Genomic DNA, 23500 nt, shown 5'->3' on the forward strand with positions numbered 1-23500 from the left:
GGGATGGACCGAGAATGATGATTTCTCCTTTACGAACAAGTCCTTTTCTGTGTCCGCGCAAGCTGTTGAAATATATTGGTTCATCTGACATATTTTCGCTATTCTGGACAACGCAAACGGACCGCATCATGTCAGTCGACATCGGCAGCCGCCTTCGCCATCTCCGCATCGCCCACAAGCTTTCCCAGCGTGAGCTCGCCAAACGCACCGGTGTGCCGAACTCGACGATCTCGCTGATCGAATCGAACGCCTCCAATCCCTCGGTTGGAGCCCTGAAGCGAATTCTCGACGGCATCCCGATCGGGCTGGCGGAATTCTTCGCCTTCGAACCCGAACGTCCAAAAAAGGCTTTCTACGCGGCCGAGGAACTGGTGGAGATCGGCAAGGGTGCCATTTCCTACAAGCAGGTTGGCGAAACCTTGTTCGGGCGCAGCCTGCAGATGCTCAAGGAGTGCTACCAGCCGGGCGCCGACACCGGAAAAATTCCTCTTGTCCACGAGGGAGAGGAGGGCGGGATCGTGCTCTCGGGAAGGCTCGAGGTCACGGTCGACGACGAACGGCGCGTGCTGGGGCCTGGTGACGCCTACTATTTCGAAAGCCGGCGCCCACACCGGTTCCGCTGCGTCGGGCCGGTGGCCTGCGAAGTCATCAGCGCCTGCACGCCGCCTACTTTTTAGTTTCTGCCCTCGATGCGAGCGAGCACGCCGTCGAGCGCTTCGGTCAGCGCCGCGATGCCGCCCTTTTTCTCGAAGTCGGACAGAACCTGCTCGTTCAGCCCGCCCATGGTTGCGAATTCGCGGCTCAGTGTGCTGAAGGGCTCAGCGCCCGGGCCGCTCGCCTTTTGCGCCAGGCTTGCGAAGAGCGGGGCAATGTAGGCGTGGCCTTTCGCCCTTTCGAGGCCGCTCCTTTCCAGCCAGCCGGCAACCGTTTCCATGATCCCAAAATAGGTCGACATCATCGAACTTGCGGCTGCGAGTAGATCGTATTGCTTCCTCGACTGGCATTGGACGGCGGCACCGAGCGTGTCGAACAGCGCTGCGACCGTATTATCAGGCGGGTAGATGGCGGTCACGCCTTGGCGAGCTGCGACGAAGGGCAGGGGGATCGCCTGCACGAGATGCACGTCGGCGCCGATCCAGTCGATGAGAGCCTGGCGCTCCGTCGCCGCGACGACGCTGACGACTGTCTGCCCGGCCCTGAACGACAGTTCCCGCACGACCTCCTCGGCGATCTGCGGTCGTATCGCGAGGAACACCGTGTCGCTGCGATCGACGACGTCCTGGTTGTCCTTGGCGATCCTCACGGCGGCGAATTCGCCTGCCAGCGTTTCCGCAATGTGGGCGCTTCGCGGAGAGACGTGAATCTGCGAGGCATAGGCCGGCTCAGCGAGGAGCCCGCGAACCATCGCCTCGGTGATGACGCCGGTTCCGACGAATCCGATGCTGTTGACCTGGTAATGTCCTTCGAGCCCGTTCCGCGAATTCGCTTCATTTTCGGTTCTTTGAGACACTTAAGTCCCTTTCTCTCGACCTGGTATCCATTGCGCCAGAAAAACAGCTTGCAGGCAAATTTAATTTTTTCACGTGATCTTGTCGACGCTGCCCCCGACCGGCGCATGGAACCAGCGCATCGCCCAAGAAAGGACGGCCCGATTAAAGGTGGCAGACGATGACGATCCCTACCCTGAAGGCTCTGCTCAAGAGGATATCTGGGATTGAATAGCACGACGTATAGTCGCGAGATCCGCTTTCGTTTCGGGTGTCATTTGTTTACAAGCGGAAGCTGTAAAGATTCGGCCGAACGGAGGCATCGCTCTTGCATATCCTGCGTCGCGCGCTGTTGGGGTCCCTATGGGCCATGGTTGGCTGGAAACCTTCTTTCGCTATCGACACCAGTCCGGAGACAATCGCCCAGGAGGAGGCGTCGTCGGTGACACCCCGGCATGTCCTCTGTTTTCTCGGGAGAGATCGCGACCTCAGCCGCTTGTCCGAAGCGGCGGCCAAAGCGATCCGTGATTTCGCCACCGGCTTCAGCGTCGATGAGGATTATTCGCAGGCGGAGCCGGATGACCGAATGAGCCGGTCATTCGATGTCTGCTGGGATCGGGTCGAACCCGATGCCTGGAACGAGACGGACGAGAAAGCCGTCGCCGATCATCAATCCGTCCTCTATGTCCTCGGGCCGAGCATGACGCAGGCAGACACCATCAAGGTGTCGATGACGGCTCTGCGTCTCGTCGAGCAGCTGATTGACGCGGGAGCGGTTGCCGTCAAGGGCGAAAGCGCCGGTATCGCACATGGGCTCGATCGATGGAGAGTACTGATCGGCCAAGGCGCCGAAGCGCAGAAAGCCGGCGATCCGCTCGCCCAGCAGCGCGTCGGCCGCCTGGCCTTTGCCAAGAGGCCGCTCTCGGCGCGCGGTTATCTGGAAAGCGTCGGCTTCCATCTCGTGGGGCTGCCGGAGGTCTATGTGCCGGAGACGGCCGGTAGCGAAAGGCAGGTCGTTGCCATCATGGATGCAGTTGCCGGGGAGATCGGCAAGCAGGGTCTCGATGCGACGCTCAAGGCACGGGGCGCAAGCCTCTCCTTCGATTCCACCTATGACGTGGATGAGTTCAAGTTCAATCCCTACGGCATCGTCAAGCTCGCCGGGTGAGCCGGCTCGATCTCGCGGTTATCGGCCTGCGACAGGGCGAAGCGCTGGATCGCCGTTGCAGTGACGCGCTCATATGAAAGTCATTCAATCGTTCTGCTGTTCCAATGTCTTGACAAGCTCTCCATAATGGCGCGCTGGTCCCGCATTCTTCTCGGCCCCAAATTTGGCGCTGACCAGCCGCGCCGCCTCGGCCGCGATACGAAAGGCGTCTATCCTATCCTGCGGATCGGGATCGGCTTGCCCGCCGATGTCGCCATGAAAACGGCCGGCCCTGTATCCATCGGCGAGATCGATGCCCCCGACCTCGGGAATCCCGTCCTTCATCTTGCCTAAGAAGGCAGGTCAAGCCGGCGAGCAATGCATCATTGTCGACGTGACGGCAAGCGACCGGGATCTCATAATCCACCGATCACGAACATACAGTCTAGTTGTAACTGATCGTGTCGCTGACTCTCGGGCGATTGAAGAAATGGTGGTCGAAGCTGTAGCCGTTCTGCCCGGTGAAGTTCGAGAAAAATGCCGATACCGGTGTCGTCAAGGTGTATTGCACCCGCGTCAGCACCACCTGGACGCCTGTCTCCTGGATCTTCGCCGGTATGTCGATCGCGCTTGCCATCCCGGAAGCAAGCGACGCGGTGTTGAACGCGGCGGACCAGTTGACCGTCGCTTTGCCGCTGTTGTCGACGTCATTGACCGTGACCGTGATTGTCAGCCCGGTGGTCTCATAGGGCTGCAGGATGAAGCTCGCGCCGGAAAGAAGCTTGGTGACGTCGGTCTTCGTCCAGGTGCTCTGCTGCGCGATCATGTCGCCTGTGCTGGAGGCGATCTCGTCTATTTTGCGGCTGACGGTGAGGGCATGGCCGAGATCGACGGTGCCGAACAGCAGCACGATCAGGATCGGCAGCACCAATGCGAATTCCACGCCCGAAGCGGCCGTGCGGTCGCATGCGAGGCGGCCGGTGCAGGATCGGGCGAGACCGAGAAGGATGAGGTTCCGTTTCGTGATCATGTCAGAAAGGTTCATTGCGAAACAGAGCGGAGGATCCGAGGAGATAGCGGCCGTCCGAAAGCTTGGCGCTCGACAGGCTGAAGAAGTTGACGGTGGCCTCCCAGGGCAGGAATGCCTGCACGAGGATGTAGTCGCTGCCCTTGCCGATATCATAGGTCTGGGTGACGGCGAGATTTCCGCTGTCGTCGATCGGATCGGCGCGGGTGGCGGAGGACAGGTCGGAAAGCACGCTGACCTTGACGACGAGGCCGCTCGAGCAACTGAAGGACAGAAGCATGTCGTCGCAAATCTTGCTCTTGAAAGTGGCCAGTGTGATCTTCGATGACGCCACCTCGCCGGTGCGGATCATCCGGGAGATTTTATGAACGGAAGCGTCCAGCGAGGAGTTGACGAAGAACATCAGCGACACTTCGATAATGCCGAAGATCATGATGAAGAGCGGCAGGGCCAGGATCGCAAATTCGATCGCAGCCACCCCCTTGCGATCGCCGAGCAGGCGGCGAAGCAATGCAAAGCGGTTTCTTGCGGTCATTGGGTCAGCCGGACGGAAGAGAGATATTGAGTGAAGAGCGTCGACAGGCCCGCCGTGATTTCCGTCGACGATGATGCCGATATGAACAGGCTCTTCGACGATGCGCAGTCGGCAAGCGCGTAGGGAATATAATCGCGTCTCGTAATGCTGGTCGACACGCCGCTGTCCATGGTGCCGCCCCAGGTGTTCTTCCAGTTGGCGCTCGCCATGGTCGAGCCGACGGTTGCGTTATAGCCCCAGTCCGAAGTGAGCGGCAGGTATTCGGTATAGAGCACGGCCATCGTATTGGATTGGTTCTTCAGATAGCCGCACCAGTCGGGATTAAGAGGCGCCACCTTGTTCCAGTAGGATCCGGAGATCGCCTTCCCGCTCTTCCAGACCACTCCGTTGGTCACCCATTCGCGTTTGGACTGGACACCGTCCGTCAGCAGCAGAACCAGTTTGAGCGGAGAGCTCGAGGAGGTTCCGTCCCCTCCGGCGCCGACTTTCTGTTTGAGCGTCGATAGCGAAACGTCGAAATAAGTGGCGGCCTTCGAGGTCGCGCTGGTGAGGCCGTAGCTGGCGTCCGCGAGGCGGGTCCGCGCCGTATCCGTGCTCAGCGTCGGTGCCAGAACCTCTGAAAGCGTATCCCCGAGGCTGTAAAGCCCGACCTTGATACGTTCATGATTCTCGTCGGATTCGTCGATCATGTCGAGCACTTCGCGTACGGCGTCGCCGGCGACATCGGCGCGCAGCTTTATTCCCTTTTCCTTGCTGTAGTCATAGTTGGTGGCGTATGTCTTTTTGCCGATAGTGTGCGCATCACCCGTGTGGCAGGCAAACTGGCATCCGATACCGGAATACATGGTCGACTGGCCGGACGTCGTGGCCGCCAGCAGCATCGACGGCGATGTGTCGATGACGATATAGACATTGAGATAGGACGTGGCGGGGCCCTTGACGGCGCTTGCCACGCTGACGGGAACGGTCTCGATGTTGGCGATCTTCATGAATGTCGTCGGAACGGTGCCGCTCGCCGTCGCCGTGATGTTGTGGTTCACGGTATCGATGTCGATATCAGCAAGCGTGTAGCTGTTGTCCACCTGCGCATGGAACCAGTCGGCAACCTTCTCCTTGAGAGCGTCGGTATCCTCGGTGTTGTTGATCTGCTTGACCGCGGCGATCAGGGCCGCGTCGAGATCGCTCTGCATCCTCTGCCGGACATTGTAGCTGCGAATATAGTCGAAGCTCGCGCCGACGGCGATGAGCATCGGCACGAGGCTGAGCGCGACGACGATGGCGACGTTACCGCCTCTGTCCCTTTCGAGACTGCGGAGGGCGCTCGTAATTCGAGCAAGCGCATATGAAAGAGCCGACTTCAAAACACACCATGACGCAAGACAAAAAATAGCAAAAGCAAGATGTATCTGGAAAACTTGAGCGTTTGTTAATTTCTCCGTTCGCGATAGAAGATGCGTTGCCGGCTCGCTGTTTGCTGCGCTTATCGGATATGTTTGCGAATTGTGGATATCGCCGCGCTGTCGGCGCGCGGGGTGAGCCTTCTCGGCGCCGCTTCAGCAGGTCGCAGGCGTCTTTTGAGCTTCTGCGATGACATATTCCTGTTACAGCAGAGCCGTGCCCAAGGCGGAAATCATCGTGCTTCGGCGGCACCCTTCAGTTGGCGACTCCAGCCCCAACGAGAGGTGGCGTCGCGGGTAATCGCGCCCGTCACCTGCTGCGTCGAAGCAAACGCGTGCTGTTGTCGGAACTCACGATGTCTGACGAAGAACTGCGATGACGCGGTCGCCCATTGAGGCGCAACGGGCGCCGTCGAAGGGGAACAGGGCCGCAAATGCGCCCGAGAGCTGTTTCTCGATCGACTGGCGCATCGCCTTCCGCGCCCGATGCAGCCTGGTCTTGGCGGTTTCGGGTTTGATGCCAAGATAGGATGCGGCCTCCTCCGTGCTCATGCCCTCGACATCCCGCAGCACGAAGATGGCGCGAAATTCGTCGGGAAGGTCGTCGACGGCCTGTTCGAGAAGATGCCGCGCCTGGCTTCGCGAAAGCTCGCTTTCCGGGTCGGTCGCGGAGAGCGAGGAGGGGAACTGGAGGACTTCGCCGCCCCCCGATGTCGTCTGCATGTCGATTTCCTCAAGCCCGGCGGTGTTCTTTCGGCTGCGCACGCGGCCCAGCGCCTCGTTGAGCGCAATCCGCGTCAGCCATGTCGAAAGCTCGGACTCGCCGCGGAATGTCGCGAGATTGGTGAAGGCCTTGACATAGGCGGCCTGCACGACCTCTTCGGCTTCCCAATCGCTGCGGATAATGGCGCGCGCCGTGCGGAACAGGCGCTGATTGTACCGCTGGACGATGACGCGGATGGCGGGTTCGTCGCCCTGCCTCGCAAGGGGCACGAGTTCGACATCGGGGAGCGCTGATATATTCTGCCGGCGTCGCGCGACCGGAACCGCAATGGCTGTCATGCAAATCTCCGCATTGCTTTGGATCGGAGCCCGGCCTTACGGCCGGACGTCCAGTTCGCCCGTCATGGCGGGATGAAAGCGGCAATAGAAATCGACCGCTCCCGCCCGGTTGACCGTCATCCGCGCCTCCGATTTCGGCGGCAGGTCGACATCGAAGCTCTTGTCGCGAGCCGTCGCTGTATGCCGGAATATATCATCGTTTCGCCAGACGATCACATCGCCGACATGCAGCTCGTTAGGCGGCACCCCGAATTTCATGCCCGCGATCGTGACCTGATATTCCGCCGCTGAGGCGACCCCGCTGCTTGCCCAGAGCTGCGCCAACAACAGCGGCAGCAGTTTCATCAGCGATCCCATCGCGACCCTACTTGATCATCGAAGCGAGATGCTCGGCATGCGTCTGGTGTTGCTTGAACAGGGTCAGGCCCGTTTCCAGCAGCGATTTCAGCTCCTTGTTCTGAGCTGAGGGGATCAGCACCTTGGCAAGGGCATCGTTGACTAACTTGTGATAAGCGACTTCGTTTTCGACATAGGCCTTGTCGAAGGCTGCACCGTCGAGGGCGTCAAGCGTCTTCAGTTCCTTGCTCGCCTGGGTCGAGAGCGATTGGCTGATCTTGTTGTCCTCAGGCATCACTTTCAGCTTTTTGACGAGGGCGAGCGCCTGGTCGTTGACGGCCTTGTGGTCCCGCTCCATGGTTTTGGCGAATTCGATAACCTCGGCATTCTTGCTCTTCTTCAACGCCTGCGCGGCGGCGGTGACATCGATCTGCCCCGCCGTATAGGCGATGTGGGCGATCTGAGGATCGGTCGGCTTGGCGTCGGCGGCGATCGAGGCGGTGCCGAGCGATGCCGCGATGAAGGTTGCGCCGAGAATTCGTTTGAACATGATCTGTCTCCTTTGTCGGATGGAAGCGAGCATTGGATGCAGATCGATCGAAAAGGTTCCCGGAAATTTTCGAAGCGCTTCAGGCTTCGCCGATAAAACTTTGAAGCACGATCGCATGATTGTGAGCCTGGTCTTTCGCCGAATAGAGAAGCGTGGCGTCCGACCGCCCGATCAGGCGTTCGAGCTCCTTGACGGCTGATGAGTTCTTTTTGAGCTCGTCGCGGTAACGACGCTGAAATTCGCTCCATTTGGCCGGATCATGGCCGAACCATCGGCGCAGCCCCGGACTCGGCGCTATGTCCTTCAGCCAGACATCGACCGCCGCCACCTGCTTCTTCAAGCCGCGCGGCCACAGCCTGTCGACCAGAATACGCGTGCCATCCCTGTCTTCTTTCGGCTCGTAGATTCGTTTGATGTGCAGGGCCAATTTTTCATCCGCAATGAAGTAGGTAAGTCAGCGCGAGAGGGGCGCATCACCGCGCATCAAGCCCAGCGATTTCAGGTCCTCCCACAGTTCGCGAGGGATATGTCTGTTCCGCGCCCGGTCGTTGGACGCCACCTGATCGATCGACTGGCCGCCTGGGATGACGGAAACGACAGCCGGATGGAAGAGCGGAAAGTTGAGAGCCGCGTCCGAGAGAGCGACGTTGTATTTCAGGCAGACTTGTTCGATGCGCCGGACTTTATCGAGGATGTGTGACGGGGCGTCAGAGTAATTGTATTGCGCGCCGGCAATCGGGCCTGTCACCAGTATGCCGGAGTTATAGGGACCGCCGAGCACGATGCCGATATTGCGGGCGACGCACAGGGGAAGAAAGGATTCCAACGCCTCCTGCTCGAGCAGAGTATAGCGTCCGGCAAGCAGAAACAGGTCGAAGTCGCCACGCTCGGCAAGCGTCTGGCACATCTCCCACTCGTTTATTCCGCCACCGATGGCTTTCACCACTCCCTGATCGCGCAGCGAGGTCATGGCCTGATACCCACCGTTCATGAATTGCTCGAGATAATGGTCGCAGGCGGCCTGGTTGCCGTGATTGAAGACATCCAGATCGTGCACGAAGAGAATATCGAAGCAGTCGAGCCCGGTGCGCTCGAAAGAGGCTTCGAACGATCGCATGATGCCATCGTAGCTGTAGTCAAAAACCTCTCGGCGATTGGGCGTGTCGAAGAATTTACCGATGCCGGTCCGCTGTTCGGGTCGACAGACCTTGAGGAGCCTGCCGACTTTTGTCGAGACGACGAAGTCTTTACGCTGTTTCGTAGCGAGAAAGCGGCCAAGCCGCCTCTCGGCGAGGCCAAGCCCGTAGAGCGGCGCAGTGTCGAAGTAACGGATGCCGTGTTGCCAGGCCGCATCCAAGACTGCTGCCGCCTCTTCATCGGTTATCGCCCGATAAAGATTGCCGAGAGGCGCGGTGCCGAACCCGAGTTCGGTAAAGGTCAGCCCGCCGTCGCCCCTGCGGTCCCAATGTCGCGTCCTCATGTCAAGGCTCCGCATTCCATATTCGTTTGCTGCTCGTGGTCGACACTGCATTCTAACCAATAACGCTTCTGCGTGGAATCGAGACTGAAGTGAGAAACCTCGGTCTGCGGTGGTCCGGGCAATGGCGTCCCATCCGGCCGGATCCCGCAGAAGAGCGCGATATCCGGTGCATTAGCCGGTGAATGGCGCAACCGGCTGTCCGACTTAACGAAGCCCAAACCAGTGTTGTCGTATGACATGTTTATTACATGGTTTGGAAGGTGGACCCAACGCGGTGAATGGCATCTGGACGCAATTTGGTGGCAACCTTTCCTTCGTGTCTCTGGCGATGTCGCTGTGGGCGCTCTTTTCTATCCAGTTTCAGCGCCGTTCCTTCGCGCAAGAGAAGATCGCCTTCGGGATAATAGCGGGCGGCGCCTCCATCGGGTCCATACTGCTCGCGATCGAGTTTCATCCCGGCATCTATATCGACCTGCGTTTTTCGCCGCTGGCATTGGCCGGCATGTTCGGGGGGCCGATGGCGGCGGCTTTTGCCGCGTCGCTGGCGATCGCCTTCCGCTTTGCCGTCGGCGGCACGGCGATGGTCGATGGCATTATCACCATTGCATGCGCAGCCGGCATCGGCGTCGCCGGCCATGTCTGGACCCGCAAGAGATCTCCCGGTTTCACCGACGTCGTTCTGCTCGGCCTTGCCCTTGGCGGCACACTGGTTGCAGCGATGGCCTTGCTTCCCACTCTCGTGGCTGCCCATGTGCTGGCCGGCGTGGGTTTCCCCGTGACGGCCTCGAATTGTCTGGCGACTTTGCTCGGTGGCTTTGTTCTCCTGAAGACGCAACGATGGGAACTCGAACGCAGCATTCTGGTGACGGCATTTTCGCAATCGCCGGATTACCTTTATGTGAAGGACCGAAACAGCCGCTTCATCACCGTCAATGAAAACATGACGCGCCTCTTCCGTTTCAGGACGACGGCGGAGATGACCGGATTGTCGGATTTCAATCTGATGTCGCAGCCGCTCGCAGAAGAATTGTATCATCTCGAGCAGCAGGTGATGGAGACAGGGACGCCGCTGATCGACTCCACCGAGCGGATCGAAGGCCGTTTCCTGCTCGCTTCCAAAGTGCCGCTCAGGGACAAGCAGGGACGGATCATCGGCCTTGCAGGCGTGACCCGTGATGTGACCGAGCGTACAGCGCTGGAGCGGGAGCTTCGCGACAGCAAGAACCTGCTGTCACATGCGATGGCGAACATGTCCGACGGCATCGCCATGTACGACAGCAAAGGGTTTCTTCTCTTCTGCAACGATCAATACCGCAACGCCTTTCCGCTCTCCGGGGCTGCCCGCGTGGTCGGCGCGCATATCAGCGACATCCTGCGCCGCGTCGTCGAAACCGGCGAGCGGCCCGCTATCGCAGAGGGTAATGCGGAAGAGTGGATCAAGACCGCCACCGCGACACTGCACAGCAACAAGGACGAGGAGGTTCAGCTTCACAACGGTGATTGGCGCAGCATCCGCACAAGGATTTCCGGGGACGGCACGGCAATGGCCGTCGTCTCCGACATCACGGCGACGAAACAGGCGGAAATCGCGCTCAGGCTGTCGGCGGAGCAATTGAAGAATCTTGCCGAGACCGACGGGCTTACCGGCATCGTCAATCGCCGCGCTTTCGACGAGGCCTTCGCGCGTGAGACGGCGGGCAGCGCCAGGAAAAACACGCCTTTCAGCCTGTTGATGGTCGATATCGACCGCTTCAAAGCCTATAACGATACCTATGGTCATCCCGCCGGCGACCAATGCCTGCGCGTCGTCAGCAAGTGTCTGCGCCAGGCCGTCAGTCGGCCCGCGGACATCGTCGCGCGCTACGGCGGAGAGGAATTCGCCGTGTTCCTCCCCGATACCAGCGCCAAGGGGGCGATGATCGTCGCCGAGCAATTCGCGCGTCGCCTGGCCCAGGAGAATATCATTCATTCCGGCAGCGAATTCGGGCGGGTCACCGCCAGCATCGGCCTATCCTGCGCTACAGGCGCGACCCTGCGGACCAGCCCGAACCGGCTTTTGGCAGAGGCCGACGCCGCGCTCTATGAGGCCAAGACGCAAGGCCGCAACCGCATCCTGGCGCATTCCCGCGAGAACGGGCATGCCCTGAAGGAAACCGGTTAAACTCCGCGCTTCAGAATCTCTCGATAGGTTTCTTCTATCGAGTCATCGCTCGTACGCCCTTGATGTTTAGCGCCCTTCAGCAATACAGGGCGCATGGACACAAAATTCATCGGGAAGAAATCGGCGGCGGCTGGCGGCTGGGGCGCTCTGAAAAGCTGCGGCAAACAATTGCTGCAAAGCGGCACGCCGGTCTCGGGTGCGCGGACGATGCTGAAGGCGAACCAGCCGGACGGCTTCGATTGTCCGGGCTGCGCCTGGGGCGATCCGGAACACGGATCGTCGTTCGAATTTTGTGAGAACGGCGTGAAGGCCGTCGCATGGGAGGCCACGGAAAAGCGGGCGACCCCCGCTTTCTTTGCGGCGAATGCGGTCGCTGAGCTTCGCCGGTTGTCGGATTACGAACTGGAACTCAATGGCCGCCTCACCCATCCGATGCGTTACGATGCTGCGAGCGACCGTTACCTGCCGGTGGGGTGGGAGGATGCTTTTGCCGAGATCGGCAGCATTCTGAAGGGCCTCGATAATCCCAATCGGGCGGAGTTCTATACGTCCGGCCGCGCCAGCAACGAGGCTGCCTTCCTCTATCAGCTGTTCGTGCGCATCTACGGCACCAACAATTTTCCCGATTGTTCCAACATGTGCCACGAGGCAAGTGGAATCGCCCTGAATCAGGCGATCGGCGTCGGCAAGGGCACCGTGCTTCTGGAGGACTTCGAGGAGGCCGATGCGATTTTCGTGATCGGCCAGAACCCCGGCACCAATCATCCCCGAATGCTCGGCGATCTGCGCCGGGCGGCGATGCGCGGCGCGCGGGTCGTCGTCTTCAATCCGATCCGCGAGCGCGGGCTGGAGCGCTTCTCCGATCCGCAGGACAAGATCGAGATGCTGCGCGGCGGCTCGACCGACATTGCCAGCCTTTATCTGCAACCGCAGCTCGGTGGCGACATGGCCGCTGTGCGCGGAATGGCAAAGGCGGTGCTGGCTGCCGAAGACGCTGCGGTTGCCGCCGGTCTGCCACCGGTCCTCGATCATGCGTTCCTGGCCGACCATTGCGTCGGATTTGCGCAATACCTGCAAGCGGTCGAGGCGACGGCCTGGGCTGATATCGAAGAGCAATCGGGACTGAGCCGACAGGACATCGAACAGGCGGCCGACGTCTATATCAAGGCCGACCGGGTCATCTGCACCTGGGCGATGGGCGTGACCCAGCACCTGCATTCGGTGGCGACGATCCGCGAGATCGCCAGTTTCATGTTCTTGCGCGGCAATATTGGCAAGCCCGGCGCTGGTCTTTGCCCGGTGCGTGGTCATTCCAACGTGCAAGGCGATCGCACCGTCGGCATCAATGAAAAACCGTCGGATGATTTCCTCGATGCGCTGGAGAAACATTTCCGCTTCACCGTCCCGCGGGAGCATGGTCACAATGTCCTTGCCGCGATCGGAGCGATGCTCGACGGTTCGGCCAAGGCTTTCATCGGGCTTGGCGGCAATTTTGCCCGTGCGACGCCCGACAGCGCACTGGTCGAAAAAGCGCTTCGGCGGCTGAAGCTGACGGTGCACATCGCCACCAAACCCAATCATTCGCATCTGCTGCCCGGTGAGGCGTCCTTCATTCTGCCCTGCCTCGGGCGTACCGAGATGGATCTGAACGCTGCCGGCAATGCCCAACTCGTCAGTGTCGAAGATTCGATGAGCATGGTGCATGGTTCCGCCGGCATCAATCGCCCGGCCTCGCCGCATCTCCGCTCGGAAGTCGCCATCATTGCCGGCATTGCGCAGGCGACGGTCGGCTCCTCCGTGGTCGACTGGGCGGAGCTTGCCCACGACTACGACCGCATCCGTGATCATATCGAGGCAACCATTCCCGGCTTCGAGAATTACAATATGCGCCTGCGCAAGCCGCGCGGTTTCCATCTGCGCAACGCGGCGGCCCACCGGGAATGGCAGACGCCGGCAGGCAGAGCATCATTTTCTTGCCAGCCGCTTCCTGAGGAGACGGTGCACCAGCGTGCGCGAAGAGGAGAGGGGCGGTTCGCTCTGCAGACGTTCCGATCGCACGACCAATACAATACGACGGTCTATGGTCTCGATGACCGATATCGCGGCGTCTACGGAGAGCGGCAGGTCATCTTCATTCATCCGGCGGATCTGAAGGCGATGAATGCCGGGGCCGGTGACCGTGCCGACGTAATCGGCGAGCACGATGACGGTGTCGAGCGTATCGCGCCGGATTTCCGCTTCGTGCCCTATGATATTCCGCGGGGCAGCATTGCCGGTTATTACCCGGAATTGAACGTGCTCGTGCCGCTTGGCAGCGCCGGCGAGGAAAGCGATACGCCGACCTCGAAGTCGATCATGGTTTCCTTGCGCAAGCGAGACGGCGCGTGAGCGAAGCGGTCGATAGGTTTCTTGCCCTTGTCGCTGCGACCCAAGACGGGGACGCCGCACTGACCTCCCTACAGGCCGGTCTGCTCGTTGCTGCCGAGCTCGGGATCGCATCCGACAGCCGCTCCTTTGCGCGTATGCTCGGGATCGCACATGCCCTTGTGTTGCGGGACCTCAGCGCCCTGACGGAGCGTGATGATAAGCTTCGGATCGTCAAGCGGGATCCGAGGACGATGCGAGTGCACTACAGCTTGGCCGCGCTCTAAACATAGCGCAAAGATCGAACTTGAAAGGTCGCGGTGCGCGTCAGATGCAAGTTACCGGCGGCCCACGCGCTTCCTCGTATCGGAAGGGTATTCGCCATATGTTGCCTTGTAGACCGCGGAAAAGCGGCCGAAATGAAAGAAGCCCCATTTCAGGCAGATGGCCTTCATCGTCTCCTTGCACTCGGGATCGATCAGATCCTGCCGCGCCGCGCGCAGGCGAAGCGTCAGCAGATAAGCGGCGGGGGACGTTCCCTTGAATGCGCGGAAGCCGGTTTCGAGCGCTCTGCTGGAGACGCCGGCCGCTTGCGCCACCTTTGGCATGGTGATCGGCTGATCGATATTGGCCTGCATGAACTCGATCGCCCTGCGCACATGCCTCGGAGCAATAAGGGCGGGTGCCTTTTCAAGGAAATGCGACAGTCGATGCGGCACGATGCGCACGACGAGATCGGCGAGCGCCTGCGTCATGTGCGCCATGGCGATCGGCGACTGCAGCAGGGGACCGTCGTCGCGCATTCCTGATATGATCGTCTCCGTGAGGTTGCCGATCGTCCGACCGGCCGGCGTTGACAGATCCAGTTCCGGCAGCAAGTCGAGCGAGCCGCTGAACGGCATTTCGAATGTCTGGCCAATCGCCTGGAGGATGACGGGCCAGTTGATCAGCAACTCGTCGATGACGTTGCCTTGCCCATGCATGAGAACGCTGTCGGGCTCGAAATTGTTGTAGAGAAGCAGTTTGCCTTGCCCGGCCTCGGCCTTGCGCGACCCATAGGTAACTCCCATGCCGCCGCGGCGCGGCACGACGAGCGACAGGTACTCTGCCGTGGTGACGGTCGGCTCGATGTTGAATTGGAACTCCGCCTCATGATAGCCCGTCAGCAGGACGGCTCTCTCGGCCACCGAAATATCCAATCCCCAATGAAAGTCCTTGGCGCGGCTGACAGGCTCGGCATCAAACGCGCCGAAAGCGCCGCCAAGGGTTTCCACCATATTGTCGAAAGACGAACCGTGGAATCGGAAGGAGAATGGCTGGGCGCTGTTTTCCGTCATGCTGTCCCCATTATTTCATCTGGCGTCGCACGGCGTGACGCCCCGGCCGCATCGCCATAGATGAAGTACGTCCCTCATTCTGGTTGCACGTCACCGAGCTCATCTTTCTTCTCGCGCCTGTCAGGACCTTGTGGAGGGCATGATGAACGAAGCTTCGCCGTATAATAGCCAATAACAGGCCAGAGCGCAGTAAGCGGCAGCCAGGCGGGCAAGTTTCAGCGTGATCCGGGTGTCGGTTTTGCTGGCCTGGGCAAGGCGGTCCAGCCCGAGCCCGAGCGTGGCGGGCGCCGGAAAACGCGAAGCTTTTAGATACTTTACCGATAATTCCATCCGTCGAATTTTCCCGGCCAGTCGTCAGGAACCCACAGAACCGGTTGCACTTGGCAAGCCTTGGAACTGCAGCTTTGATGGTGGTCCGGTGATGAAACGATTAGCCAACGTGCCCATGAAGCACATTCAAGGCGCCATCCAAGAGTCGCCTGCCGAAGGTTCTGAAGTGGACCGCTCGAGATCGCCTTCGGCAGGCTGACAGGCAGTTGGCATACGCACGGGATGGAGTGCGTATGGACGTAAACCCTTCCATCGCTTGGGGTCATCGATGGAGGGGGGCTTGCAAACCGTAGACCATCATGGCCCCGGTCGGACTGAGATTAGTGTTCTACGGCAATGGAGCAATTGGCGCGTTCCGATATTGTCGGTCAATCGGCTTTTCGCGACGCAGTATGGACCGGTCCTGCGCAAAATGTATAGGCTAGCCCTCCCTCCCCACTCTTTGGTTGCCCCTGAATTAAAGATCCAGTCCGACTCACCTCCTGTCGGAGAAGGCATAGAGATCTGGTATAAAGACAATTCATTTGTCGATGCCTGGACCTCGACAGGTGGCATCAGCCCTCTGAAAGCAGGTTTCGGAGAATCAAACCCGTTGGCAGGGCGACAGCATCGGTACCGATCGCCTCGACATCCGACGTGTCGATATAAGAGTCAAGTCTAACGACTGCCCGCGAGCTTTGTCAGGCGCCGCTCGCGCCGGCCGAGGATCTCCCCGAGCCCGCATTCGTGATCCCTCAGCAGCCGGCTTGCCGATTGCGGTGCGTGGTGACGCGCCGAACGTCGGTGCCGCCGGCCAGACCGGGAGAGCCCGCGCCCGTAGGTTCAGAGCGCGATCGAAAGGGCGCTTTCGCGTGGGGGAGCCACCTCCAGCGAGTTCACCATTGCACCGGCGAGCTGGCGGAAGGTGACAAGGCCCAAGGTTTCTCCCGACGGCGAAACCACCCTGGCATCGTCGTTCGGTGTCGAAGCCAGTATTCGGACGGCTTCTTCCACGGTCGTACCCGATGCGATCGTCAAGCCGCCAGGCGCTGCGGCGGAGTGCAAAGGTGTCATGACGGCTTCGACATGGACGACCCGGCCTCGGTTCACTTCCTTGACGAAGTTGGCGATGTAATCGTCGGCCGGGCGCAGCACGATGTCCTGGCTGGTGCCCTGCTGAATCACTTCGCCGTCGCGCAGGATGGCGATCTGGTCGCCCAGGCGCAAAGCCTCGTCGAGATCGTGGGTGATGAAGACGATGGTCTTCTTGATCTCTTTCTGAATGTCGAGAAGGACAGTCTGCATATCCGTGCGGATCAAGGGATCGAGCGCCGAATAGGCTTCGTCCATCAGAAGCACCGGCGCATCGTTGGAAAGGGCCCGCGCCAGGCCGACGCGCTGCTGCATGCCGCCGGAAAGCTGGTTCGGGTATTTTTGCTCGAAGCCTTTCAGCCCGACGCGCTCGATCCAGCGCATGGCGATTTCAACGGCTTTCGCACGCTCCATCCCCTGCACTTCGAGACCGAAGATGGTGTTGTCGAGGACATTGCGGTGCGGCAGAAGTGCGAATTTCTGAAACACCATCGCCGTCTGTTGCCGCCGAAACGTCCGCAATTCGGCTTCGTTCATCTTCACAACATCGACGCCGTCGACCAGCACTTCGCCGGATGTCGGATCGATCAGGCGATTGATGTGGCGAATGAGCGTCGATTTGCCCGAACCGGAAAGGCCCATGATGACCTGAATGCAGCCGGAGGGGATCTCGACATTGATATCCCTGAGGCCCAGGACGTGACCGTGCTTTTCGTTGAGTTCGGTCTTCGTCAGCCCCTTCTGCACCGCTTCGACATAAGAGGCGGGATTGGGGCCGAAGATCTTGTAGAGGTGGCGGATCTTGATGCCGCCGAAACGATGCTCAGCCATGGACGGTCTCCTGATGCTTCTGGAGCCTTTTGCCATATGCCTGGCTGACCCGGTCGAAGATGATGGCGATGCCGACGATGGCAAGGCCGTTGAAAATGCCCAGCGTGAAGTACTGGTTGGCGATCGCCTTGAGCACCGGCTGGCCGAGACCCTGGACGCCGATCATGGAAGCGATGACCACCATGGCGAGCGCCATCATGATCGTCTGGTTGATGCCGGCCATGATGGTAGGAAGCGCCAGCGGCAGCTGCACCTTGAAAAGCTTCTGAGACCGCGACGTCCCGAAGGCGTCGGCCGCTTCCAGCACGTCCTTGTCCACCAGGCGGATGCCGAGATCGGTCAAGCGGATCATCGGCGGGATCGCGTAGATGACGACGGCGATCAGACCAGGCACCTTGCCGATGCCGAGCAGCATGACGACGGGGATGAGATAGACGAAGCTCGGCATCGTCTGCATAACGTCGAGGATCGGATTGACGACGCGCTGCAGCCGGTCGGAGCGAGCCATCAGGATCCCGATCGGGATGCCGATGGCGATGGAGAGCACGGTACAGACGAAGATCATCGAGACCGTCCGCATCGTGTCGTCCCACATGTCGAAGTAGCCGATCAGCATCAGCGTCACCAGGCAGCCGACGACGATCTTCAAGCTGCGGCTCGCAAACCATGCAATGACGAGGACGATCAAGGTGATGATCGGCCATGGCGTCTGCGTCATGAAGCGTTCGGCGGCGATGAGGAAGTGCTGCAGCGGAACGAAGAGGCTTTCGATGCCGTCGCCATAGCTGCGGGTAAAGCCGCGAAAGCCGTCATCGATCGCCTTCTTCAGATTCCGAAGCGCGTCATCGTTCATGTGCGGGAATTTGTAAAACCATTCCATCTCGGTTCCCCTTTTGTCAAAGAGCCGTAGCAGTCTTTTTGATTTTGTCGGCGCGTGAGGGCGGTGCGCTTTTCGCGCACCGCAATTTTGGCCTAGAGAGCAGCTTCGATCTTCTTGGCTGCTTCAGGCGAGACCCACTTGGTCCAAATGTCCTTGTTTTCTTCCAGGAAGTGCTTGGCGCCGTCTTCGCCGGTCGCCTGATTATCCGTCATCCAGGCCATCAGCTTGTTGACGGTGTCGTTGCTCCAGGAGCGCTTCTTCAGGTAGTCCATGACCTCAGGCCCGACCTTTTCGGAGAAAGGCTTGGCAACCAGGGTGACGACGTGATCGACCGGCCATGCCGCCGGCTTCGGATCGGGGCAGTCGGCAACGGTGATGCAGCGTTTCCACTCGGCGGCATCCTCCGGCACGCCGGCTTCCAGCTTGACCATCTGATACTTGCCGAGCAGAGCGGTCGGCGCCCAGTAATAGCCGACCCAGCCTTCCTTGCGCTCGTAAGCCTTGGCGATCGAACCGTCGAGACCGGCGGCAGAGCCGGTGTCGACGAGGGTGAAGCCCGCCTTTTCGGCATCAAACGCCTTGTAGAGCTGCGAGGTGACGACCGTGCCGCCCCAGCCCTGCGGGCCATTGACGACGGCGCCCTTCTTCGGATCTTCAGAATCGGGGAAGAGTTCCGGATGCTTCAGCGCATCGCCGATCGTTTTGATATCGGGATGGGCGTCGGCGAGATATTTCGGAATCCACCAGCCCTGTACGCCGCCATCCGGCAGTGGCGAGCCGACCTGAACGATGCGGCCTTCTTCGGTGCCCTTCTTGACGACGTCAGGCAGGAGGTCGATCCAGGCTTCGGGCGCGATATCCGGCTGGCCTTTTTCGGCCATGGAGGTGATCGTCGGGACAGTGTCGCCAACGGTGATGTCGGCGCTGCAGCCGTAACCTTCGTTCAGGATGAACTTGTCCAGATTGGAGAGAACTTCGGCGCTTTGCCAGTTCATGCTGGCGATGGTGACGCTGCCGCATTCGGCGGCGCCGGCGAAGGACGCGCCGCCGATCAGGCCGAACGTCAAGCATGTCGATGCAAGTAGTTTCTTCATTCTCGTTCCCTCTATTTAGCGGCTGATCTGGCCAGGCGGGGTGCCGCAGTACCCACCCTCAACGGTCGTCAGGAAACAGCTCCCATACTCACCGATTTCTTGAATGTTGCCGATAGTCCTTCCCCCACCGCAGCGTCGAACCCGGCGGCGCGCATGCCTTCGATGGCTGCCGCGGTGGTGCCGCGATAGTCGAGAAAGGTTTGAACGACGTTGTCGGGACATTCGTTGCGGCGCTCCAGCAGCCGGCCGGCGCCTGATATCACTGTATTGACGGCGCGGCGCGCAACCTCGGCGGGCAGGCCGCGGGCGACGGCGTCGCGCATCATGGCGGCGGCGAGCAGCGCCGGGAATACCGGCCCTGAGCCGGCAAGGCCTGTGAGGTAATCGATGTCGCTTTCCCTTGCGACTTCGTCCTCAGATCCGCAGGTCTCGAAGATCGCGCGGACCATGGCCCGGTCATCTCCAGTGATGCCGCTCGCCCCGATCCATGGCGTATAGGATTTTGCCACTTCGGCAGCGGCATTTGGCAGGGCGCGAACGACGCGGCCGGTCTTGTGGCGCTCCGAAAGGGCGCTCAGGCGAATGCCGGCCATGACTGAGATGACGAGCTTGCCGGAGGCGTCGACGGCGAGCGGATGCCAGTCATCGGGGCGGACGGAGAGAAGGACCACATCAGAGCGGTCGGTAAGCTCCTGATTGTCCCTGGTCCAGAAGGAATCCGGGAAACAGTCGGGCTGTCGGCTGCGATAGGAGAGGCAGAGATTTCGAGCATCAACCAGGCCGGAATCGAGGATCGAGCCCGCGATGGCTCCACCAAGCCAGCCGCCACCGCCAATAATACCAATCCTCAAGGAAACGCTCATCTCGGTTTCCTCAGCCGGACCTATAGCCGTGCCGCGCGAAGAAGCGGTCGAGCTCCCTCTGCTGCGGCACTTCGCCCGTGTAGATCGCGATATATTCCGGAATCCGTTTCATGCGGACGGCGAGTTCCTCCTTCGACTGCATGGAAATGTACCCGATCTGAACGAGATAAGTTGTCCGCGCTCTGACATCCGATGTCGTTTCTGGTACTCCGAACCGCATAAACATGCGTTTGAGTGCCTCCAACCGGATCTGATCGGCCTTGTGGACCTCGGCCAGAAGCTCGTCCGACTGCAGCGCCCAGCTGCGCACGGCAAACTCGAACTTGGCGTCGAAGAGATCGGTGTTCAGCCAGCAATCGAAGACATTGAGCATCGCTTCGGCCAGTGACTCTGCATAGGCTTCGGACTGTTTGACGATATTGCCGGTGTTTTTCTCACGCCATCGCGCCACCAGCGCGCTCAAGAGTTCCTCCCGATCCTTGAAGAACCAGTAGAAGCTCGTCCGCGAGAGATTGAGCTTTTTTGCGAGCGGCAGAATCTTCACCGAATCCACGCCAGATTCCAGCAGCGCCTGGTAGGCTGCTTCCAGCCATCCCTCGTGCGATCCGCGCCAACCGGTGTCGTTCAAAGCCTGGTCCATGCATTCTCTCCTAGCAAATTCCGCGGCCTCGCACAAGAAAAATGTACATAAGTGTCGAATATGGTGACTGTATTGTTTTCAAGATTGACACTTGTGTACATTGCACTTAGCGTCTGCTTCGATGTTTTTAATCCGGAACCACGGCCCATGTCGAACGATCCTCTTCTTCAGCCCTACCAACTCAAGCATCTGACGTTGCGTAACCGCATCATCGTAACCGCGCATGAGCCGGCCTATCCCGAGGACGGCATGCCGAAGGAGACGTATCGGGCCTATACCGTGGAGCGGGCAAAGGGCGGGGTGGCCTTGACGATGACGGCAGGCTCCGCCGCGGTTTCCCGGGACAGTCCGCCCGTCTTCAACAACTTGCTCGCCTATAAGGACGAGATCGTCCCCTGGATCAGGGAAATGACCGACGCCGTGCATGAAGAGGGTGCGGCGATCATGATCCAGCTTACCCATCTCGGCCGGCGCACGCGCTGGGACAAGGGTGACTGGCTGCCGGTCGTCGCCCCGTCGCATCTTCGCGAGGCTTCGCATCGCGCCTTCCCGAAGAAGGTGGAAGATTGGGACATCGAGCGCATCATCAAGGATTTTGCCGACGCGGCCGAACGGATGAAGGCGGGCGGCATGGATGGAATCGAGCTGGAGGCCTACGGCCACCTGATCGACCAGTTCGCGTCTCCGCTCACCAACGAACTCGACGGCCCCTATGGGGGTGCGCTCGAGAACCGCATGCGCTTCTGTTTCGACGTGTTCAGGGCGATCCGCGAGAGAGTGGGGGACGAATTCATCCTCGGCGTACGCTATACGGCGGACGAGTGCCTGCCCGGCGGAAACGGGCAAGCTGAAGGCATAGAGATTTCGAAGCGGCTGCGCGACAGCGGGCTTATCGACTATCTGAACGTCATTCGCGGCCATATCGACACCGACGCCGGTCTGACCGACGTCATCCCGATCCAGGGCATGGCGAACTCACCGCACCTGGATTTTGCCGGTGAAATCCGCGCCGCGACCAACTTCCCGACCTTTCATGCGGCGAAGATTCCCGACGTCGCCACGGCGCGACATGCGATTGCAGCAGGAAAAGTCGACATGGTCGGCATGACCCGCGCCCACATGACCGACCCGCACATCGTCCGCAAGATCATCGAGAAGCGGGAAGAGGATATCCGCCCCTGTGTCGGCGCCAACTACTGTCTCGACCGCATCTATCAAGGTGGGGCCGCCTACTGCATCCACAATGCCGCCACCGGCCGCGAATTGACGATGCCGCATATCCTGGCAAAGGCCGACGTCAGAAAGAAGGTCGTCATTGTCGGCGCCGGCCCGGCCGGGCTGGAGGCTGCGCGCGTCGCTGGCGAGCGCGGCCACCAGGTGGTGGTTTTCGAAGCGGCGAACAATCCAGGCGGTCAGATCCGCCTCACCGCCCAAAGCGAACGCCGCAGGGAAATGATCAGCATCATCGACTGGCGCATGACCCAGTGTGAGAAATACGATGTCACCTTCCACTTCAACACCTGGGCGGAACCCGACACGATCGAGGCGGAGAACCCCGATGTCGTCATCATCGCCACTGGCGGCCTGCCGCATACCGAGGTGCTCACCAGCGGCAACGAGCTGGTGGTCTCCTCTTGGGACATCATCTCCGGCGATGTGAAACCCGGAACCAACGTGCTTGTTTTCGACGACGCCGGCGATCATGCAGCGCTTCAGGCGGCGGAGTTCATTGCCAAGGCGGGCTCCAAAGTCGAGATCATGACGCCGGACCGGTCCTTCGCGCCGGAGGTCATGGCGATGAACCTGGTTCCCTATATGCGCTCGCTCCAAAAGTACGACGTGACCTTCACCGTTACCTATCGGCTGGAGGCCGTCGAGAAGAGAGGTAACCAGCTCGTCGCCCTCATCGGCAGCGATTACGGCGGAATTGCCCGTCAGCACAGCTACGACCAGATCGTCGTCAATCACGGGACCATCCCGCTCGACGAACTCTATTTCGAGCTGAAGCCCAAGTCGAATAATCTCGGCGAGGTCTCGCACGACCAGCTTCTCCAGGGGCAACCGCAATCCGTCATCCGCAATCCAGAGGGCAAGTTCCAATTGTTCCGGATCGGCGACGCCGTCGCTGCCCGCAATACGCATGCCGCTGTCTATGACGGTCTGCGCATCGCAAAGGATATATGATTGTCAGAGCGGCCGCCTGTCGGCCGATCGGGAGGGGATGATATGAGTCTGCGCAACGAAAGCCTCCAGCATTTCCTGGAAGCCGCTTCGGTCGCTTTCGGCCAGTTCGCCAGGGCTCCGGAAGCCCGCCGCTCGATCGGGCAGTTCTTCGCGGCGCTGGAGCGTCAGGGGACTGCGCGCGCCGGAGAGGGAAGCCGGTTACCGGTCTGCGCTCACCTCGATATGGCGCTCGCCGTCGATACGTCCTATGCTTCGCTGGCGCGATTGATCGAGGGGTTCAAAGGCATCGAGCCAATGCTTGAATGGCGTCGCCGCACAAAGTATGACCACACCACGGCCAGCGACAATTTCGTTGATGGGCATGCCAATGCCATGATCGTCGGGCCGGGTGGATTGGAGGAGCGAAGTGACCTGTGGTTCGGCGTGACATTGATGGCGCCTCACGTGCGCTATCCCGATTATGACCATGCGCCGGAGGAAGTCTATCTCATGCTGTCCAAGGGAGAGTTCCAGCAGGGGGAGGGGAACTGGTTCTCGCCTGGTATCGGCGGGTCGTTCTATAATATTCCCAGGATCAAACATGCCATGCGGTCGGCGGAGACGCCGCTCTTCGCCTTCTGGGCGTTGCTTGCCGAGCGGTCGCATTGGCGGCCGGCTGTCTAAAGCATGTCGCGCAAAGCTGTGCGGCGGTTGCGGCAACGGCTTACGTAAAAACGAGTTAAAG

At 60.2% G+C, this 23500-nt stretch carries 23 protein-coding genes and 1 pseudogene; 7 read left to right on the top strand and 17 right to left on the bottom strand.

Annotated features, from left to right (window positions below):
* The first annotated feature begins 128 nt into the window (after positions 1-128).
* Complete coding sequence (locus tag J7U39_RS20920; protein WP_210632156.1) at positions 129-677, top strand: cupin domain-containing protein; 549 nt, start codon at positions 129-131, stop codon at positions 675-677.
* On the opposite strand, the gene J7U39_RS20925 is transcribed toward J7U39_RS20920, so the two are convergent.
* Positions 674-1405 carry a pyrroline-5-carboxylate reductase gene (locus tag J7U39_RS20925; RefSeq protein WP_210632192.1) on the bottom strand — a complete coding sequence of 244 codons (732 nt, stop codon included), beginning with the start codon at positions 1403-1405 and terminating at the stop codon, positions 674-676. The genes J7U39_RS20920 and J7U39_RS20925 overlap by 4 nt on opposite strands.
* A 410-nt stretch (positions 1406-1815) precedes the next feature.
* Between J7U39_RS20925 and J7U39_RS20930 the strand changes: the two genes are divergently transcribed.
* On the top strand, positions 1816-2655 hold the full coding sequence (locus J7U39_RS20930; RefSeq protein WP_210632157.1) for a hypothetical protein: 840 nt from the start codon (positions 1816-1818) through the stop codon (positions 2653-2655).
* 84 nt (positions 2656-2739) lie between these two features.
* Here the strand turns inward: J7U39_RS20930 and J7U39_RS20935 are convergent.
* The 9 genes and pseudogenes from J7U39_RS20935 to J7U39_RS20975 form a co-directional block, all read right to left on the bottom strand.
* A pseudogene (locus J7U39_RS20935) lies at positions 2740-2997 on the bottom strand (hypothetical protein); the annotation flags it as partial.
* An 82-nt stretch (positions 2998-3079) separates the two neighbouring features.
* Complete coding sequence (locus tag J7U39_RS20940; protein WP_210632158.1) at positions 3080-3664, bottom strand: TadE/TadG family type IV pilus assembly protein; 585 nt, start codon at positions 3662-3664, stop codon at positions 3080-3082.
* Position 3665: 1 nt separating this feature from the next.
* Complete coding sequence (locus J7U39_RS20945) at positions 3666-4196, bottom strand: TadE/TadG family type IV pilus assembly protein (RefSeq protein ID WP_210632159.1); 531 nt, start codon at positions 4194-4196, stop codon at positions 3666-3668.
* Complete coding sequence (locus tag J7U39_RS20950) at positions 4193-5557, bottom strand: TadE/TadG family type IV pilus assembly protein (RefSeq protein ID WP_210632160.1); 1365 nt, start codon at positions 5555-5557, stop codon at positions 4193-4195. The genes J7U39_RS20945 and J7U39_RS20950 overlap by 4 nt, the downstream gene beginning before the upstream one ends.
* A 387-nt stretch (positions 5558-5944) precedes the next feature.
* Positions 5945-6655 (bottom strand): RNA polymerase sigma factor, encoded by a 711-nt coding sequence (locus J7U39_RS20955; RefSeq protein ID WP_210632161.1) that lies wholly within the window; start codon positions 6653-6655, stop codon positions 5945-5947.
* Between the two features lie 36 nt (positions 6656-6691).
* Positions 6692-7012, bottom strand: coding sequence for a cupredoxin family copper-binding protein (locus J7U39_RS20960; protein ID WP_210632162.1), 321 nt, complete (start codon positions 7010-7012; stop codon positions 6692-6694).
* Between the two features lie 7 nt (positions 7013-7019).
* Positions 7020-7541 (bottom strand): DUF4142 domain-containing protein, encoded by a 522-nt coding sequence (locus J7U39_RS20965; protein WP_210632163.1) that lies wholly within the window; start codon positions 7539-7541, stop codon positions 7020-7022.
* Positions 7542-7620: 79 nt separating this feature from the next.
* Positions 7621-7968: a DUF488 domain-containing protein gene (locus tag J7U39_RS20970; protein ID WP_210632164.1), complete on the bottom strand. Its 348-nt coding sequence runs from the start codon at positions 7966-7968 to the stop codon at positions 7621-7623.
* Between the two features lie 27 nt (positions 7969-7995).
* On the bottom strand, positions 7996-9021 hold the full coding sequence (locus tag J7U39_RS20975; RefSeq protein WP_210632165.1) for an aldo/keto reductase: 1026 nt from the start codon (positions 9019-9021) through the stop codon (positions 7996-7998).
* Positions 9022-9253: 232 nt separating this feature from the next.
* Here J7U39_RS20975 and J7U39_RS20980 point away from each other — a divergent pair, with 232 nt between their 5' ends.
* The 3 genes from J7U39_RS20980 (at position 9254) to J7U39_RS20990 (ending at position 13833) form a co-directional block, all read left to right on the top strand.
* Positions 9254-11182 (top strand): diguanylate cyclase, encoded by a 1929-nt coding sequence (locus J7U39_RS20980; RefSeq protein ID WP_210632166.1) that lies wholly within the window; start codon positions 9254-9256, stop codon positions 11180-11182.
* A gap of 93 nt (positions 11183-11275) precedes the next feature.
* Entirely contained in the window at positions 11276-13570 is a 2295-nt protein-coding gene (locus J7U39_RS20985) for an FdhF/YdeP family oxidoreductase (RefSeq protein WP_210632167.1), read from the top strand.
* A complete protein-coding gene (locus tag J7U39_RS20990) occupies positions 13567-13833 on the top strand; it encodes a hypothetical protein (RefSeq protein WP_210632168.1) in 267 nt (88 codons plus the stop codon). Before J7U39_RS20985 ends, J7U39_RS20990 begins: the two co-directional genes overlap by 4 nt.
* A 51-nt stretch (positions 13834-13884) precedes the next feature.
* Here J7U39_RS20990 and J7U39_RS20995 read toward each other — a convergent pair whose 3' ends face one another.
* The 7 genes from J7U39_RS20995 to J7U39_RS21025 form a co-directional block, all read right to left on the bottom strand.
* Positions 13885-14883 (bottom strand): AraC family transcriptional regulator, encoded by a 999-nt coding sequence (locus J7U39_RS20995; RefSeq protein WP_210632169.1) that lies wholly within the window; start codon positions 14881-14883, stop codon positions 13885-13887.
* A gap of 120 nt (positions 14884-15003) precedes the next feature.
* Positions 15004-15213, bottom strand: coding sequence for a hypothetical protein (locus J7U39_RS21000; RefSeq protein WP_210632170.1), 210 nt, complete (start codon positions 15211-15213; stop codon positions 15004-15006).
* Positions 15214-16035: 822 nt separating this feature from the next.
* On the bottom strand, positions 16036-17115 hold the full coding sequence (locus tag J7U39_RS21005) for a glycine betaine/L-proline ABC transporter ATP-binding protein (protein ID WP_210632171.1): 1080 nt from the start codon (positions 17113-17115) through the stop codon (positions 16036-16038).
* Positions 17108-17995 (bottom strand): proline/glycine betaine ABC transporter permease, encoded by an 888-nt coding sequence (locus tag J7U39_RS21010; RefSeq protein WP_210632172.1) that lies wholly within the window; start codon positions 17993-17995, stop codon positions 17108-17110. Before J7U39_RS21010 ends, J7U39_RS21005 begins: the two co-directional genes overlap by 8 nt.
* Positions 17996-18087: 92 nt before the next feature.
* Positions 18088-19089 carry an ABC transporter substrate-binding protein gene (locus J7U39_RS21015; RefSeq protein WP_210631724.1) on the bottom strand — a complete coding sequence of 334 codons (1002 nt, stop codon included), beginning with the start codon at positions 19087-19089 and terminating at the stop codon, positions 18088-18090.
* Between the two features lie 68 nt (positions 19090-19157).
* On the bottom strand, positions 19158-19952 hold the full coding sequence (locus J7U39_RS21020; protein ID WP_210631725.1) for a pyrroline-5-carboxylate reductase dimerization domain-containing protein: 795 nt from the start codon (positions 19950-19952) through the stop codon (positions 19158-19160).
* A gap of 10 nt (positions 19953-19962) precedes the next feature.
* On the bottom strand, positions 19963-20592 hold the full coding sequence (locus J7U39_RS21025) for a TetR/AcrR family transcriptional regulator (protein ID WP_210631726.1): 630 nt from the start codon (positions 20590-20592) through the stop codon (positions 19963-19965).
* A gap of 147 nt (positions 20593-20739) precedes the next feature.
* Between J7U39_RS21025 and J7U39_RS21030 the strand changes: the two genes are divergently transcribed.
* Together J7U39_RS21030 and J7U39_RS21035 are read left to right on the top strand one after the other, a co-directional pair.
* Positions 20740-22776 (top strand): NADH:flavin oxidoreductase, encoded by a 2037-nt coding sequence (locus J7U39_RS21030; protein ID WP_210631727.1) that lies wholly within the window; start codon positions 20740-20742, stop codon positions 22774-22776.
* A 42-nt stretch (positions 22777-22818) separates the two neighbouring features.
* Entirely contained in the window at positions 22819-23439 is a 621-nt protein-coding gene (locus J7U39_RS21035) for a dimethylsulfoniopropionate lyase (protein ID WP_210631728.1), read from the top strand.
* Positions 23440-23500 lie beyond the last annotated feature (61 nt).

Source organism: Rhizobium sp. NLR16a, from assembly GCF_017948245.1.
Lineage (GTDB): Bacteria > Pseudomonadota > Alphaproteobacteria > Rhizobiales > Rhizobiaceae > Rhizobium.